Origin of the sequence: Sphingobium agrisoli (assembly GCF_041877245.1) — a bacterium.
Classification (GTDB): Bacteria; Pseudomonadota; Alphaproteobacteria; order Sphingomonadales; family Sphingomonadaceae; genus Sphingobium.
Genome location: NZ_JBHDJI010000002.1, coordinates 299,680 through 315,403, shown reverse-complemented (window position 1 = coordinate 315,403; position 15,724 = coordinate 299,680). Strand labels below are relative to the sequence as shown.

General features: G+C 65.9%; 14 protein-coding genes. 11 read left to right on the top strand and 3 right to left on the bottom strand.

The window, feature by feature from the left end; genetic code table 11:
• Positions 1-63: 63 nt before the first annotated feature.
• Positions 64-786, bottom strand: coding sequence for a DUF2490 domain-containing protein (locus tag ACETPF_RS05825; RefSeq protein WP_373933382.1), 723 nt, complete (start codon positions 784-786; stop codon positions 64-66).
• Positions 787-973: 187 nt separating this feature from the next.
• On the opposite strand from ACETPF_RS05825, the gene ACETPF_RS05820 reads away from it, so the two are divergent.
• From ACETPF_RS05820 to ACETPF_RS05770, 11 genes are all read left to right on the top strand, one after another.
• Positions 974-2,191 (top strand): CDP-glycerol glycerophosphotransferase family protein, encoded by a 1,218-nt coding sequence (locus ACETPF_RS05820; protein WP_373933380.1) that lies wholly within the window; start codon positions 974-976, stop codon positions 2,189-2,191.
• A 44-nt stretch (positions 2,192-2,235) separates the two neighbouring features.
• A complete protein-coding gene (locus ACETPF_RS05815) occupies positions 2,236-2,910 on the top strand; it encodes a response regulator transcription factor (protein ID WP_373933378.1) in 675 nt (224 codons plus the stop codon).
• Entirely contained in the window at positions 2,910-4,274 is a 1,365-nt protein-coding gene (locus ACETPF_RS05810; protein WP_373933377.1) for a sensor histidine kinase, read from the top strand. Before ACETPF_RS05815 ends, ACETPF_RS05810 begins: the two co-directional genes overlap by 1 nt.
• 68 nt (positions 4,275-4,342) lie before the next feature.
• Positions 4,343-5,065 (top strand): GntR family transcriptional regulator, encoded by a 723-nt coding sequence (locus ACETPF_RS05805; RefSeq protein ID WP_373933376.1) that lies wholly within the window; start codon positions 4,343-4,345, stop codon positions 5,063-5,065.
• Between the two features lie 122 nt (positions 5,066-5,187).
• Positions 5,188-6,564: an amidohydrolase family protein gene (locus tag ACETPF_RS05800; protein WP_373933375.1), complete on the top strand. Its 1,377-nt coding sequence runs from the start codon at positions 5,188-5,190 to the stop codon at positions 6,562-6,564.
• Complete coding sequence (locus ACETPF_RS05795) at positions 6,561-7,877, top strand: MFS transporter (RefSeq protein ID WP_373933374.1); 1,317 nt, start codon at positions 6,561-6,563, stop codon at positions 7,875-7,877. The genes ACETPF_RS05800 and ACETPF_RS05795 overlap by 4 nt, the downstream gene beginning before the upstream one ends.
• 59 nt (positions 7,878-7,936) lie before the next feature.
• Positions 7,937-8,335, top strand: a complete 399-nt coding sequence (locus ACETPF_RS05790) for a c-type cytochrome (RefSeq protein ID WP_374909443.1) — start codon at positions 7,937-7,939, stop codon at positions 8,333-8,335.
• Complete coding sequence (locus tag ACETPF_RS05785; RefSeq protein WP_373933372.1) at positions 8,332-9,567, top strand: iron-containing alcohol dehydrogenase; 1,236 nt, start codon at positions 8,332-8,334, stop codon at positions 9,565-9,567. Before ACETPF_RS05790 ends, ACETPF_RS05785 begins: the two co-directional genes overlap by 4 nt.
• 20 nt (positions 9,568-9,587) lie before the next feature.
• On the top strand, positions 9,588-11,069 hold the full coding sequence (locus ACETPF_RS05780; protein WP_373933371.1) for an NAD-dependent succinate-semialdehyde dehydrogenase: 1,482 nt from the start codon (positions 9,588-9,590) through the stop codon (positions 11,067-11,069).
• Between the two features lie 76 nt (positions 11,070-11,145).
• Positions 11,146-13,191, top strand: coding sequence for an outer membrane protein assembly factor BamB family protein (locus ACETPF_RS05775; RefSeq protein ID WP_373933370.1), 2,046 nt, complete (start codon positions 11,146-11,148; stop codon positions 13,189-13,191).
• Entirely contained in the window at positions 13,191-13,661 is a 471-nt protein-coding gene (locus tag ACETPF_RS05770) for a c-type cytochrome (protein ID WP_373933369.1), read from the top strand. The genes ACETPF_RS05775 and ACETPF_RS05770 overlap by 1 nt, the downstream gene beginning before the upstream one ends.
• 21 nt (positions 13,662-13,682) lie before the next feature.
• On the opposite strand, the gene ACETPF_RS05765 is transcribed toward ACETPF_RS05770, so the two are convergent.
• Positions 13,683-14,465 (bottom strand): enoyl-CoA hydratase, encoded by a 783-nt coding sequence (locus ACETPF_RS05765; RefSeq protein WP_373933368.1) that lies wholly within the window; start codon positions 14,463-14,465, stop codon positions 13,683-13,685.
• Complete coding sequence (locus ACETPF_RS05760) at positions 14,462-15,649, bottom strand: CaiB/BaiF CoA transferase family protein (protein ID WP_373933367.1); 1,188 nt, start codon at positions 15,647-15,649, stop codon at positions 14,462-14,464. The genes ACETPF_RS05765 and ACETPF_RS05760 overlap by 4 nt, the downstream gene beginning before the upstream one ends.
• Positions 15,650-15,724: the final 75 nt, after the last annotated feature.

Below are 15,724 nucleotides of genomic sequence, written 5' to 3'. Positions count from 1 at the left end.
ATCGCCGAGCCTTCGGTGCGATAGGGGATGGCGGCTATCTGGCGAATGCTACGGGCTCCGCTGTCAATCGTCTGCGTGGGGCGCGATCAGGTCGCTGAAATTGAGCGTCAACTGCACCGTCAGCGCATGGTCCATTTGCGCCGAAGCGCCGCCCCGCGCCAAGCGATATTGGTTGAGATAGCCTATATCCGCGCTGATCGCCCGGCCAATCGGGACGGTCACGCCGACGATGTTGCGCATCCGTTCATAGCCGCTGCGCTGGCCCCAGCGCGTGCTGTTGGGCAGGAAGAAGCTTTCATGGCTGGCGAACAGGCCGAAACCCTTGCGGGCGCCGATCGGCAGGTTGTAGCGGATCAGCGGACGGATACGGATGCCGACGCCTGGCTGCTGGGTATGGAAACGCTCATCCACCCGAAACCGGGTGAACACGCGGCCGAAGGTCGCGACGACCTGCTGCCGCACGCGGTCCTCATCGGCGGCGTTGTTGCCGTTGTGGAAACCGACGCGCCGATAGCCCAGGCCCAGTTCCACATTGTCCGCGACCCGATAGCCGAGCACCGCGCCGAATTCGGTCTGGTAGAGCCCGTCTGGCCGATCGCCGAAGCGGGCGATCTGCTCCAGCGTGATCCGCGCCTTCTTCGTCAGCTTCACATTGGTGTTGACTTGCAGCCAGAGTTGCTCGTCCTCCCGCAGTCGCGCCGCTGCCGGGTGGGTGGCGCACAGCGCCGCCGCGACCGGGAACATCCGGGCCGAACAGTGGAGTCGGGGAAGGGCAGAACGGAGCATGGCGCGCCCCCATAATGCCCAGACACGAAATTGTCACAAATATTTCACAGATACTTCACAGATGACATGAACGCGCCAGCGCGCAGCCTTTCGGGGCGCGCGGGCCGCCAACATGGATGAAATCAAATCTTTCCGCCATCGGGTGCAGAGGGGCGCCCGCTAGAGACCTAATCGAGAGAGAAGGTCCATGGCTCATCCCGTTGTTCTGTCGCGCCAATCGAAGGACGGTGGCGCGGCGCCGCTCCGCGCGCTGGCACGACCGGCCGATCGCACGACGCCGCTGCCGCGCGTCGCCTTCCTGTTCAATGCGCAGGCGCATCATATCCTGCACGGGGCCACGACCGCGCAGGCGCTGGCGGATGCATGGCGCGCGCAGGTCGACATCCTCTCGCCATCTGACGCCCACCTCGATTTCGCGCGCGCGCTGGCGGGCGGGGAGGGGCTGAACTTCCGCCAGGTGGGCGCGCCACTGCTCAACCGGCTGGCGGCGCGGGGGCAGAGCGCAGTTCCGCCCAAATTGCTGACCCTGCTCGCGGCCCGCCGTCAGCTCGATCGCTACGACGCCATCGCCCTGCCGGAACGCACCTCCACAATCATTCGCGCCATGGGCGTGCGGCGGCCCAGGCTCATCCATATCGATCATGGCGCAGGCGACCGCGCGGCCGGTTTCGATCCCCGTATCGCCCGGTTCGATTTCGCTCTGCTCGCCGGACGGAAGCAGGAGCGGCGGATGCTGGACGAACAGCTGATCCGCCCCGGCGCCTATCGCATTATCGGCTATCCCAAATTCGACGCGGCCGACCGGCTACGCGACACGGACTGGTATCCGTTTGCCGAACGCCGGCCGACGATCCTCTACAACCCTCATTTTTCGGACACGCTCGGCAGCTGGGGCAGGGACGGGTTGGCGATCGTCGATCGGATCGCGACAGCGGGGCGCCACAACCTGATCGTTGCCCCGCATATCCGCCTGTGCGATCGGCCCTCGACCCGCGCGGCGGTCGAGCGGCAGCTCGCGCCTTATGCCGACCTGTCGCATGTCCATGTCGATCTGGGCAGCCATCGTCTCGTCGATATGAGCTACACTGCCATGGCCGACATCTACATTGGCGATGTCAGCAGCCAGATTTACGAGTTCCTGCGGCGGCCCCGACCGGCTCTGTTTGTGAACAGTCATGGGGTGGATTGGCGCGACGACCCCAATTATGCCCACTGGCATCTGGGGCCGGTGGCGCGCGGCGTCGACGATCTGATGCGGCGACTGGACCGGGCCGATGCCGATCATGCCGACTATGCGGAGGCCCAGCGGCAGGCGTTTGCCGACACGTTCGATCTGGAGGGGGGCGACAGCTCGCGCCGCGCCGCCGCCGCCATTGCCGACTTCCTGCGGTTGACGCCACGCTGAGCCCCGTTTGCCACCCGGCCTGTCCGCATGATAGGGCCGGTCCCATGCACATCTTGGTGGTCGAAGACGATAAGCGGGTCGCCGATCATGTCGCCAGGGGCCTCCGCGAGAGCGGTCATATGGTCGAGATCGTCCAAGACGGGCGAACCGGTCTGCTGCGCGCGGCGGCGGAGCGGTTCGACCTTCTGATCCTCGATCGCATGTTGCCCGAGATGGACGGGCTGAAACTGCTTCAGGTGCTGCGCGGGACGGGTGACGCCACGCCCGTCCTGATCCTGAGCGCGCTGGGCGACGTGGACGAGCGGATCAAGGGCTTGAAGGCGGGCGGGGACGATTATCTGCCCAAGCCCTTCGCCCTGTCCGAACTGGTGGCGCGGGTCGAGGTGCTGGGCCGCCGCGCGCCGACGATCAGCGAGGCGACGGAGCTGTGCTGTGGCGATCTCGTTGTCGACCTGCTCGGCCACAGCGTCACCCGCGCGGGGCGGAAGATCGACATCACCCAGCGCGAGTTCCGCATCCTCGAATATCTCGTCCGCAATGCCGGGCGGGTCGTCACCCGGTCGATGCTGCTGGAGCATGTCTGGGACTATAGTTTCGACCCGCAGACCAATATCATCGACCAGCATGTCAGCCGCCTGCGCCAGAAGCTCGACCGGGGTTTCGACCAGTCGGTGATCGAGACCGTGCGCGGCACCGGCTATGTCGTGCGGCCGGGCTGATGCCGCGCCTGCTCTCCAGCCTCTCCTTCCGTTTGGCACTGAGCTATGCCGGCCTTTTCGTCGGGTCGCTCTTGCTGGTGTTCGCCGGCTATTATCTGGTGGCTATTCGCCAGCCGATCGAAGCAACCAAGGCGGCGGTCGAACGGGAAGCAGTGGCGTTGGCAGGGCTTTACCAGCGGCAGGGTAGTGCTGCGCTTGTCGCCCGCCTGCGGGCGCGGGCGAGATCGGCTGAAACGCCCAAGCCTTTCCAGGCTTTCATCGATGCGCGAGGTAAAGTCGTCACCACTAATTTACCAAGCTGGCCTGCTCGGTCGGAGCAGCGCTGGCTCTGGCTGGAAGCCGACATATTTGCCGATGGCAACGAGATCGACTTCGATTCGCTGACGCTGGACCACCGCTTCCCTGATGGCGCACGGTTGATGGTCGGCCGCGACCTCAATGTGGTGCGCGATCGCCAGTTGATGATGCGCTCCTCGGGCCTGGCGGTGATCGGCGGGGCTCTCGCCATCGGCCTGATCGTCGGACTGCTGATGAGCCGCGCGATCGGACGGCGTATCGACCGGTTTGCGGACACCGCGCGTGCTGTCATGGCCGGCGATATGGCAAAGCGCGTACCCACCGACGGCAGTGGCGACGAGTTCGATCATCTGGCCCGGACGTTGAACGCCATGCTGGACCGGATCGAGGACAGCTTCGAATCGGTCCGGCGGGTGTCCGATAGTGTCGCGCACGAACTGCGTACCCCGCTCGCCCGGCTCCAGGCCAATCTGGAGGATGCCAGCGAAGGCGCCGGAGGGGCCGGGCCTGTCGAGCACGCGCTTGCCGAAGCCGATCGGCTCCGCGCGATATTCGATGCCGTAATGCGCATCTCCCGGATTGAGACCGGCAGTTTGCAGGCGGCGATGGTGCAGGTGGACCTTCCTGCACTGCTCGACGATGTCGCCGATTTTTATCGGCCGGAAGCGGAAGCGAAGGGGTTGGTCCTGTCCACCTTCGTCCAGTCCGGATTGTCACTGTGCGGCGACAGGAACCTGCTGTTCCAGGCGGTCGCCAATCTCCTCGACAACGCGCTGAAATATACGCCTGCGCCCGGTGAAATCGTGCTTTGGGGGCGTTCGGGCCGACGCGGCGTCCTCATCGGCGTTCAGGATACGGGGCCGGGCGTCGCGGAGGACGCGCTCCCCCGGCTGACCGAACGCTTCTACCGATGCGACAAGCGGCAGGAGGGCTTGGGCCTCGGCCTTGCTTTCGTCGCGGCGACGGCGCGGCTGCACAGGTCCGAAATATCCTTCCACAATGGCGATGGCGGCTTCCGGGTCGAATGGCTGTTCCGGCCGGGCAGCGGGCCGCCTCTCGCAGGCTGACCGAATTGCGAGGGGCTTATGAAAATATCCTATATGTTTCGCCCGCGACCTTGTAAGTGATCCTCATCATGTCCGAACTGCGCAGCATCGTTCCATCCGGCTCCGGCAGCAGCGCCGCCGCGCGGCCGGCGTCCGGCCCCACGTTGGTCGAGCGCGCCTATCAGCATCTGCTTTCCATGCTGATGAGCGTGCAGATCGCGCCGGGCGAGCGCATCCCGATCGATACGGTCGCGCGCCAGCTCGGCATATCGCAAACGCCCATCCGCGAGGCGCTGAGCCAGCTTGAGGCGGAGAAGCTGGTCTATAAAACGACCAATGTCGGCTACCGCGCCAGCCCGCAGATGACGCCGGAAGAGGTGCACGACCTCTATACGCTGCGCCTGCTGATCGAGCCTTATGCGGCGGCGCAGGCGGCGAAGCATATGGATGATGCCGCGCTCGCCATCCTCCAGTCGATCCAGGCCGACATGAACGCTGTGGTGGATCGCGACGAGCGCGCCTTCGCCCGGTTCGCCGAGGCCGACGCGCAGCTGCACCGGCTGATCGCAAAGGGCAGCGGCAATCGCCTGATTGAGGAGACGATCGAGCGGCTGCATTCGCATCTTCAGATTTTCCGGTCGCTCTATCAGAATAGCGCGCAGCCCGACGCACCGGAAACAGCGGCGCGCGAGCATCAGCAGATCATCGCCGCGCTGCTGGCCCACGATCCCGTGGCCGCGGAGCAATCCTTGCGCGAGCATCTGACTCGATCGCAGCAGCGCATGGACCGCGCGAACGCCACTTTGCGATAAGCTCCAGCACAGATCGCGCGTCCGCTCGGACCGGCTGGAAATGCCTTGACGGCATTTGTAGGAGCAATTACGACTATCTCGCCAGATCATATATGATATGAAACGGTCTGGAGAGGACAGCGATGCATTCGATGATAAACGCCGGCTTGTTGAGCTTCGGGATCGCGCTGGCGGCGGGTGTCCCCGGCGCGGCCGTCGCCGAGACGGTGGTGCTACGGGACGTCACGCTGATCGACGGCACCGGCAGGGCGCCCGCTGCGCGCCAGGCTGTTATCATCACCGACGGCCGTATCCGCTGGGTCGGACAGTCCGCGCGGGTGAAGATCCCCGCCGGGGCGACGGTGAAGCGGCTGAAGGGCAAATATCTGATGCCCGGCCTGATCGACAGCCATGTCCATCTGGGCCTGGTCGATGGCATCACCCAGAATCTCAAATATCAGACGCCCGAGAATATCGAGCGCCAGCTTAAGACCTATGCCGCTTATGGCGTGACGACGGTGCAGACGCTGGGCACCGAGCAGGATCTGATCTTCCCAATCCAGCGTCGCCGCAACGAGCGCAGCGCGACGACGCGCGTTTATACGGTAGGGCAGGGCGTGGTGTTCAAGGGCAGCTATGGCGGCATACCTGGCCTGGACCAGCAGGTCGCAACGCCCGAAGACGCGCGCAAGATGGTGGACGCCCAGGCCGCCAAGGGCGCGGACCTCATCAAACTGTGGGTCGACGATGAGTTCGGGATGCTGGACGAGCGGATGCCCCCGCCGATCAGTGAAGCAGTGATCGATGAAGCGCGCAAGGACGGCAAGAAGACCGTCGCGCATATCTTCTACTACGACAATGCCGCCGAACTGACGCGCGAGGGCGTGGACGCCTTCGCCCATTCGGTTCGCGATCGCGCCGTGGACGACGCTCTGCTGGGCGCGATGAAGGCGAAGGGCGTGTGGCAGATGGCGGCGACGCTGAGCCGGGAGGCGTCCTTCACCTATGCGACCTTGCCATTCCTCGACGATCCCTTCTTCGCGCGCGGCGTGACGCCGGCCGTGCTAACGGAGCTGAAAAGCCCCGAGCGCGCCGCCAAGCTGGCGGCCGCCCCCAACTTCCCCAAATATGCGCCCACCCTGCAATATGCGCTCGACAATTTCGGGCGCGAGGTGAAGGCCGGCATCCGCTACGGCATGGGCACCGACAGTGGACCGACGGCCCGCTTTCCGGGCTATTTCGCGCATTGGGAACTGGAATTGATGGTCAAGGCCGGGGTCACGCCGATGCAGGCGCTGACCGCAGCGACGAGCGCCAACGCGGCGTTCATGGGCGCGAAGGATATCGGCACGATCACGCCGGGCAAATGGGCCGACCTGCTGGTGCTGGACCGCGACCCCACTGCCGACATCCGCAACACGCGCGCTATTCATGCCGTCTATATCAGCGGGACGAAGGTGCCGACCATCTGGCAGACCTGCGCCGGCCGCGCCGCCGACGCCTGCGGGGCGCCCCAGTGAGAAACGAAGCGACGGCGATCGACCAGCCGGATCGCCGCGCCGCGGCGCAGCGGCCGACGCGTGCGCGCCATGCCGTACTGTGGCTGACGGTGCTCGCCTATCTCATCACCTATATGGACCGCGTCGTCATTGCGACGGCAGCGCCGGTGATCGAAAAGGAATATGGCTTCACGCCTGTCACGATGGGGTGGATCTTCGCCTCCTTCTCGATCGCCTATGCCTTGTTCCAGATACCGGGCGGCTGGCTCGGCGACCGTTTCGGCCCGCGTCGCGCGTTGACCGGGGTGGTGCTCTGGTGGTCGACTTTCACGGCGGCCACGGCGCTGACCTGGTCGGCCGGATCGATGATGCTGTGCCGCTTCCTGTTCGGCATGGGAGAGGCTGGCGCGTTCCCGATCGCGACCCGGTCGCTGTCGCGCTGGATGCTGCCGTCGGAACGCGGCTGGGCGCAGGGCGTCACCCATGCGGGCGCGCGGCTGGGCGGGGCGGTGACCCCGGTGTTCGTCGCGCTGCTGATCGTGCAGTTCGGCTGGCGGATGCCGTTTCTCGCCTTCGCGCTGATCGGCATCGGCTGGGCGGCGCTCTGGTTCTGGTATTATCGCGACACGCCGCGCGAGCATGGCTCGGTCAACGCGGCGGAACTGGAGATGATCGAGGGCGCGCTGGGCGCGGGCCGGGCGCGGGTCAGCGTGCCGTGGCGGCATCTGCTGGGCAACAGCCAGCTCTGGGTGCTGTCGGCGATGTATTTCTGCTACGCCTATTGCATCAACATCTTCCTGACCTGGTTCCCCAAATATCTCCACGACGCGCGCGGGTTCGACATCGCGATGATGGGCCTGTTCGCCAGCATGCCGCTGATGGCCGGCGTCATCGGCGACCTCCTGGGCGGCTGGTTTTCCGACACTCTGGTCAAGCGCGGCGCGGGGCTCAAGATGGCGCGGCGCAGCGTTGCGGTCGTCGGCTTTCTGACGGCGGCGGTGATGATCCCGCTGGCAGCGGCAGCGGACGGCCATGTCGCGAGCATCGCCTTCTTTTGCATCGCGCTGTTCGGGCTGGAACTGACGGTTGGCGTGTCCTGGGCGGTGACGCTGGACATTGGCGGCGAATATGCCGGCTCGGTTTCGGCGGTGATGAACACGCTGGGCAATAGCGGCGCGGCGGTGGCTGCCGCCGTCACCGGCTATATCGTCAGCGCGAGCGGCTGGTTTGCCGCCTTCGCCGTGCTGTCGGTGCTTTGCCTGATCGCGGCCGCGCTATTCCTTCGCATCGACGCCTCGCGCAAGTTGCGGGACGGGCAGGAGGCGACAGCATGAGCCCCTCGCGGCGGAATGAAAAGAGGCGCGGCACCGCGTCCGATACGGAGATGCATAACGTGAAATATTGGATGTTCGCTGTCGGGGTCGGCATGGCCGCCATGGCCGGCTCTGCCATCGCCGCCATGCCCAAGGGCAACGCTGCCAAGGGGCAGCAGGTCTTCGCCCGCTGCGCCGCCTGCCACAAGGTCGGGCCTAACGCTGCGGGCGGGATGGGGCCGGCGCTGAACGGTGTTGTCGGCCGGGCGGCGGGCAGCGACGGAGGCTTCCGCTATTCGCCGGCGATGAAGGGCTCGGGCATCAAATGGGACGAGGCCAATCTCGACAGCTTCCTCTTGGGCCCGGCCAAGAAGGTGCCCGGCACCAAGATGACCTTCCCCGGCATGGCGGCGGCGCAGGATCGCGCCGACGTGATCGCCTTCCTCAAGCAATATGACGCGAAGGGCGGCAAGAAATGAGCGACCTTCCCCCCGCTTTCGGCGCGTTGCGCCTGCCGCGCTCCGTCCTCTTCGGCCGGGGCCAGCGCCATGCGCTGGGCGCAGCCGCCAGCAAGCTCGGCAAGCGCGCGCTGCTCTGCACCGACGAACGCCAGGGCGCGCAGCCCGAATTCCACGCCATGGTCGCCGATCTACGCGCGCACGGGATGGACGTGCATGTGTTCGACCGCACCATCCCCGACCTGCCGATCGGCCCCATCGAGGCGTGCGTCGCGGAAGTGCGCGGCTTTGCGCCCGATGTCGTCATCGGCATCGGCGGCGGCAGCTCCATGGACATGGCGAAGGTGGTCGCCGTGCTGCTGACCCATGGCGGCGATATACGGTCCTATTATGGCGAGTTCGCCGTGCCCGGCCCGGTCATGCCGCTGATCGCCATGCCGACCACCGCCGGGACGGGATCGGAAGTCACCCCGGTCGCGGTGGTGTCCGACGACCAGCGTGGCGCGAAGGTCGGCATCGCCAGCCCGCACCTCATTCCCCTGGTCGCGATCTGCGACCCGGCCCTGACCATCACCTGCCCGCCCGGCCTGACCGCCTGTTCGGGCGCGGACGCGCTGACCCACGCAGTAGAAGCCTATACGACGCTCGCGCGTCCGGCCGATCCGATGCTGACGCAGGATCATGTGTTCGTCGGCAAGAATTTGCTGTCGGATCATTTCGCCCGGCTGGCGATCGCCAACGTGTTCCTCTACCTCGAACGCGCCTATCGCGACGGCAGCGATATCGAGGCGCGCGAAGGGCTGATGCTTGCTTCGCTGGCGGCGGGATGCGCTTTCGGCACGGCGGGCACGGCGGCGGCGCATGCCATCCAATATCCGGTCGGCAACCTCACGCACACCGCCCATGGCGACGGGGTGGCGACGTTGCTGCCCTTCGTCATGCAGTATAATCAGCCCTATTGCACGCCGGCCTTTGCCGAACTGGCGCGCACCATCGGCATGCCCGATGCGCCGCAGGACCAGATGTCGCAGGGCTTTATCGATGCGGTCGCCGACCTGCTCGGGCGGGTCGACATTCCTCGCACACTCGCGGCGCTGGGCCTTCAGGCCGAGCAACAGGATTTCGTGGCGGAGAATGCGCTGAACGCCGCCCGGCTGGTCAAGAACAATCCCCGTCCCCTCGATCTGGTGGCAATGCAGCACATCACCCGCGCGGCCTTTTCCGGCGAGCGCGCGGCGCTGCGGACCGCCTGACTTTTTCGCACAAGGTTCCCATGACGCACAGCTACACTTGCACCACCACCGAGGGCCATGACGGGCCCTTCGCCATTCCCACCGACCTGCTGATCGGTGACGCCTGGACGGCGGCGGCGAGCGGCAAGCGGATCGATATAGTCAATCCGGCAACGGAAACGGTCCTGACATCGGTCGCGGACGCCAGCGCGGCCGAGGGCGTTGCCGCCGTCGACGCCGCCGCCGCTGCCGCCGCCGGCTGGGCCGCGACCCCGCCGCGCAAGCGCGCCGACATTCTGCTCGCCTGCTTCCACGCGATGATGGCGGAGCAGGAGTGGTTGGCGCACCTCATCACGCTGGAGAATGGCAAATCGCTGACCGACGCGCGGGGCGAGGTGGCCTATGCCGCCGAATTCTTCCGCTGGTATGCGGAGGAAGCGGTGCGCATCAACGGAGAACTGTCGCACTCGCCGTCCGGGGCCAACCGGATCATGGTGCAATATCAGCCGATCGGCATCGCTTTGCTGATCACGCCCTGGAATTTCCCGGCGGCAATGGCGACGCGCAAGATCGCCCCGGCGCTGGCGGCGGGTTGCACCTGCATCCTGAAACCCGCCGAGGAAACGCCGCTGACGGCGCTGGCCGTGGCGGAGATCATGCGACGGGCCGGGGTGCCGGCGGGCGTCGTCAATGTCGTCAACACCAGCGATCCGGGGCCGCTGTGCGGTGACATATTGCACGATCCGCGCGTGCGTAAATTGTCCTTCACCGGGTCTACCGAAGTCGGCCGTATCCTGCTGCGCCAGGCGGCGGATCAGGTCATCAGCTCATCGATGGAACTGGGCGGCAACGCGCCCTTCCTGATCCTGGACGATGCCGCTCTGGACGCGGCGATCGAGGGCGCGCTGGTCGCCAAGATGCGGAACGCCGGCGAAGCCTGCACCGCCGCCAACCGATTCTATGTCCAGCGCGGCATCCACGACGCCTTCGTCGCCAGGCTGGTCGAGCGCATGGGCGCGATGAAGATGGGGCCGGGACTCGAGAGTGGGACTGAATGCGGCGCGATGATCAATCGGGCGGCGATAGACAAGATCGAGCATCTGGTCGCCGATGCGGTCAGCCGTGGCGCCGAGGTGAAGCTGGGCGGCAGGACGCCCGAGGGCGCGGGCTATTTCTATCCGCCCTCCGTCATCGCCAATGTCCAGCCGGATTCGGAAATCCTGACCACCGAAGTGTTCGGGCCGGTCGCAGCGGTGATCCCCTTCGACAATCCCGAAGATGCGATCGCGCTCGCCAACGCCACCGAATATGGGCTGGCCGCCTATGTTTACACCGAAAATCTCAAGCGCGGGCTTCAGATGGCGGAGAAGATCGAGGCCGGCATGGTCGCGATCAACCGTGGCCTGGTGTCGGACGCCGCCGCGCCCTTCGGCGGGGTGAAGCAGAGCGGCTTGGGACGCGAGGGCGCGCATCATGGCCTGCTCGAATATTGCGAGGCCAAATATATCGCGGTCAGTTGGTGATCCGCACGACGATCGGGCGCAACAGAGCAGGGAGAGGGTCGGAAGCGCGATGATGAAACTGAGCCGACGCAAACTCATGAGCGGATCCGTCGCCGCGGCGGCCGCCATCGGAGCCAATCCTGTGCGGCGAGCCATGGCGCAGGACGAACTGCCCGCCGGACCCGACACTGAATGGCGCCATTATGCGGCCGATCAGGCCAATACGCGCTATTCGCCGCTGGACCAGATCAATGCCGACAATTTCGGCGACCTCCAGATGGCATGGAGCTTCAAGACAGACGTTCTGGGCGCGCGCAAGGAATATCAGTTCGAGCCGACCCCGCTCCTCATCAAGGGGCGGCTGTTCCTGACGGCGGGGTCGCGGCGCGACTGCGTCTGCATCGACGCGGCGACGGGTGAACTGCTCTGGATGTTCCGCAAGGATGAAGGGCAGCGGGCGCTCAATTCCCCGCGCCAGCTGTCGGGCCACGGCTGCTCCTACTGGACCGATGGCAAGGCCGAGCGCATCCTCTTTGTGACGATCGGCTATCAACTCGTGTCGCTGGACGCCGACACCGGCCTGCCCGATCCCGCTTTCGGGGTGAATGGCGTGGTCGACCTCAAGCAGGATTTCGATCAGGAACTCGATCCGGAGACCGCCGATGTCGGGCTGCACGCCACGCCGCTGGTCGCGCGCGACACTGTAGTGGTGGGCGCGGCCCATTCGGCGGGCGACGTGCCGGCGGTGCGGAAGAATGTGAAGGGCTATGTCCGCGGCTTCGATGTGCGGACGGGCAAGCGCAAATGGATATTCCACACTATCCCGAAGAAGGGCGAGTATGGCTATGACAGCTGGCTGAACAAGGATGCCGACGAAGCCGGCAATGCCGGCGTCTGGGCGGAAATGTCCGCCGACGAGGAACTGGGCCTCGTCTATGTCCCCGTCGAACTGCCCACCGGGGACGAAATGGGCATGTTCCGGCGGGGCAATGCGCTGTTTGGCGAATCGCTCGTTGCGCTGGATATCGAGACCGGGCAGCGGCGCTGGCACTATCAGCTGGTCCATCATGGCCTCTGGGACCGCGACATTCCCTGCGCGCCGATCCTGTGCGACATCCCGGTCGATGGCCGCACGGTCAAGGCGCTGGCGCAGCCGACCAAGCAATGCTTCCTCTATGTCCTCGACCGCACCAACGGCCAGCCGATCTGGCCGATCGTCGAGCGGCCGGTCGAAAAGGGCGACGTGCCGGGCGAATGGTATGCCAAAACCCAGCCTTTCCCGACCAAGCCGCCCGCCTATGATGTGCAGGGCATCGGCATCGACGACCTCATCGACTTCACGCCGGCGCTGCGCGCCAAGGCGGTGGAGATGGTGAAGCAATATAAGATCGGTCCGCTCTACACCCCGCCGGTGGTGAGCAAGCCGGGCCGCTGGGGCACGATCTCCGTGCCAGGCATCCAGGGCGGGACCAATTGGCCGGGTGGCTGCTACGACCCGGAAAGCCATACCGTCTTCGTCTATTCCAAGACCCAGCCGTCGGTCATCGGGATCATCCCCAATGAAGACAGCAGCGTGTCGGAATTTCCGCAAGTGCATGGCATTGCGGGCCGGGACGTGAAGCCGCAAACCGCCATGGGGGCGGAAGGATCGGGCGAGATGCGCCGCCCACCCGCCATGCGGCCGGGCTCCGGGCCGCCGCCCGGCTTCCTGGTGGTGGACGGGCTGCCGTTGCTCAAGCCCCCTTATGGTCGCATCACCGCGATCGACCTTAGCAAGGGCGACCTCAAATGGCAGGTCGCGCATGGCGAGACGCCGGACAATGTCCGCAACCATCCCGCGCTCAAGGGGCTGACGATTCCGCGCACCGGGCGTGCCGGCAATCTGGGGCCGCTCTGCACCAAGACGCTGGTGATCTGCGGAGAGGCGGGCTTCTACACCAATGAATATGGCATACGCGGCGCGATGCTGCGCGCATATGACAAGGCGACCGGCGAGGAGAAAGGCGCGGTCTATATGCCCGCGCCGCAGAGCGGATCGCCCATGACGTACATGCTGGGTAACCGCCAATATATCGTCGTGGCGGTGGGCGGCGGTAATTACAGTGCGGAACTGATCGCGTTCCGCCTTCCGGGAGTGGCGTGATGCAACGGATGTCTGGATGGATCGCGGGCGCGGCCTTGCTGGCTCTCGGCGGTGCGGTGGCGACCCGCGCGCAGGCGCCCGATCGCAACGTGTGGACCGGCGTCTATACGAAGGATCAGGCGGAGCGGGGCAGGACTGCTTATGCCGAAAATTGCGCCGCCTGCCATGGCGAGACGCTGGCCGGCATCGACGTGGCGCCGGCGCTGGTCGGGCCGGCCTTCCTCAACAACTGGAACAACACGTCGGCGGGCGACCTGTTTTCCCGTATCCAGATGACCATGCCGCTGAATGCGCCGGGGAGCCTGGGCGGGCGGAAGGTCGCTGACATCGAAGCCTTCATGTTCGAGGCGAACGGCTTCCCGGCGGGGAACCTGCCGCTGCCGCCCAACGCCGCGCTGATGCCCAATGTCCGCATCGTGGCGCAGAAGCCGGAGCCGGCGAAGGCCGAAGGGCCATGCAAATGTAATTGATGGATGGGACGGGATGCCGTTTCAGCGTCCCGTCCACTCCGGCACCTTCTTGGTGCGCGCCAGGAAATTGGCAACGCCCCGCCGGAAGTCGGCGCTGCCATAGACCTGCCCGATCAGATCCTCGACGTCGGGCAGCGCGCCGAAGCTCATGCGGCGAAGCATCTCCTTGGTCGCGCGGGTGGTAAGCGGGGCGTTCTCCGCCGCGCGCACGGCCAGCGCCTCGGCCTCCGCGTCCAGCGCCTCGCGCTCGACGATACGCAGCAGGAAGCCGCTGGCGCAGAGTTCCTCCGCCGTCAGCATCTCGCCAAGCAGCACCATGCGCTTGGCCCGCTGCACGCCGACCGCGTCGCCGATCCGCGCCAGGCTGGCGGCGGACAGGCAGTTGCCGATGGTGCGCCCGATCGGCGATCCGAAGCGGGCGTCGCGCGTCGCGATGCGGAAATCGCAGGCCGACGAGATGTTGATGCCGCCGCCCACGGCCCAGCCCTCCACAACGGCAATGGTGGTACAGGGGATGGCGTCGACCGCCCCCATGCATTCGTCGATGTCGCGCTCATAATCGACGCCCTGCTGGCCGGTCTCATAATCGGCGAATTTCGAGATGTCGGTGCCGGAGATGAACGCCTTGCCGCCGACGCCGCGAAACACCGCGACGCGGATCGAGGGATCGGCGGCGATGTCGCGTGCGGCGTCGCGCAGGTCGTGCCACATGACGCTGGTCAGCGCGTTGTGCGCGGCGGGGTTGGAGAAGCGGATATGCGCCTGATTGCCGCGCTTTTCGTAGATCAGCCGGGCATCGGTCATTGTGCGGCTTCCTGCGGCGCGGCGAGCAGACCTTTCTCGATCAATTCCTGCCGAATGCTGTCGCTATGTTCGTTCAGCAGCGGCGGGGGAAGGCGGACCTCCTGAGGCGTCCCGCGCATCTTGACCGGGAAGCCCAGCGCCTTGAACTCGCCCTCAACGGGGTGCGGCACCATTTGCACCATGTCGCGCGCGACCGCCTGCTCGCTCGTCACCGCCTCGCCATAGTCGAGGATCGGGGCGGCAGGCACGCCGGCCGCCAGCAGCGCGTCGATCCATTCCTCGCGCGTGCGGCTGCGGAAAGTGGGTGCGAGTTCCTCGATCAGGGCAATGCGATTGGTTACGCGCGCGGCATTGGTCGAATAGCGCGCATCTTCCTGAAGCTCCGGGCGGCCCAGCACCTCAATGAAGGTGAGCCATAGCCCTTGATTGGCCGCGCCGATGACGAACCAGCCGTCCGACGCTTGCACCGCCTGATAGGGAGCGGACATGCGGTTGGCGGAGCCGATCGGCGTGGGCGACTGGCCGGTGCCCCAAAGTTCGGTCGTCTCCCAGATCGACAGACCGAGCGCGGCCTCCAGCAGCGATGCATCGATATACTGCCCCACACCGCTCTTTTCCCGGCCGATCACGGCGGACAGGATCGCGTAGGCGGAGAAAAGGCCGGCGCCGAGGTCCGCGACGGCGATGCTGTTCTTCGCCGGCTCCATGCCGGGGAAGCCGTTGGAACTGAGAACGCCCGACATCGCCTGCGCGATGAGGTCGAAGCCGGGGCGCTGCGCCCAGGGGCCGGTCTGGCCGAAGCCCGAGATGCTGGCATAAACGAGGCGCGGGTTGATCTTCGCGAGCGTGTCATAGTCGATGCCGAGCCGCGCGGCGACGCCGGGGCGGGCATTTTCGACCAGCACGTCGGCGCTCTTCACCAGTGCATAGAGCACCTCGCGGTCGGCATCGTCCTTGAGGTTGAGAGCGATGCTGCGCTTGTTGCGGTTGAGCGCAAGGAAACCGGGGCTGTCGTCTCCCTTGAGGCGGAAGCCCATCGAGTGGCGGGTCGAATCCCCCGTTCTGGGCGGCTCGATCTTGATGACGTCCGCGCCCATGTCGCCCAGCAACATGCAGCAGAAGGGGCCTGCCATCACCTGCGAAATGTCGAGAACCCTGATGCCGGCGAGGGGCAGATCAGCCATATTCCATCTCCCTTGGGCGCCGATACGTACAACGCCAAAAATCCGTCAGATCATATTGTATATGATTTGACCCTT

What these genes read in the sequence shown, in the direction of transcription:
- ACETPF_RS05825 (WP_373933382.1), bottom strand. Translation starts at nt 786, where the DNA reads ATGCTCCGTTCTGCCCTTCCCCGACTCCACTGTTCGGCCCGGATGTTC.
- ACETPF_RS05820 (WP_373933380.1), top strand. Translation starts at nt 974, where the DNA reads ATGGCTCATCCCGTTGTTCTGTCGCGCCAATCGAAGGACGGTGGCGCG.
- ACETPF_RS05815 (WP_373933378.1), top strand. Translation starts at nt 2,236, where the DNA reads ATGCACATCTTGGTGGTCGAAGACGATAAGCGGGTCGCCGATCATGTC.
- ACETPF_RS05810 (WP_373933377.1), top strand. Translation starts at nt 2,910, where the DNA reads ATGCCGCGCCTGCTCTCCAGCCTCTCCTTCCGTTTGGCACTGAGCTAT.
- ACETPF_RS05805 (WP_373933376.1), top strand. Translation starts at nt 4,343, where the DNA reads ATGTCCGAACTGCGCAGCATCGTTCCATCCGGCTCCGGCAGCAGCGCC.
- ACETPF_RS05800 (WP_373933375.1), top strand. Translation starts at nt 5,188, where the DNA reads ATGCATTCGATGATAAACGCCGGCTTGTTGAGCTTCGGGATCGCGCTG.
- ACETPF_RS05785 (WP_373933372.1), top strand. Translation starts at nt 8,332, where the DNA reads ATGAGCGACCTTCCCCCCGCTTTCGGCGCGTTGCGCCTGCCGCGCTCC.
- ACETPF_RS05780 (WP_373933371.1), top strand. Translation starts at nt 9,588, where the DNA reads ATGACGCACAGCTACACTTGCACCACCACCGAGGGCCATGACGGGCCC.
- ACETPF_RS05775 (WP_373933370.1), top strand. Translation starts at nt 11,146, where the DNA reads ATGAGCGGATCCGTCGCCGCGGCGGCCGCCATCGGAGCCAATCCTGTG.
- ACETPF_RS05770 (WP_373933369.1), top strand. Translation starts at nt 13,191, where the DNA reads ATGCAACGGATGTCTGGATGGATCGCGGGCGCGGCCTTGCTGGCTCTC.
- ACETPF_RS05765 (WP_373933368.1), bottom strand. Translation starts at nt 14,465, where the DNA reads ATGACCGATGCCCGGCTGATCTACGAAAAGCGCGGCAATCAGGCGCAT.
- ACETPF_RS05760 (WP_373933367.1), bottom strand. Translation starts at nt 15,649, where the DNA reads ATGGCTGATCTGCCCCTCGCCGGCATCAGGGTTCTCGACATTTCGCAG.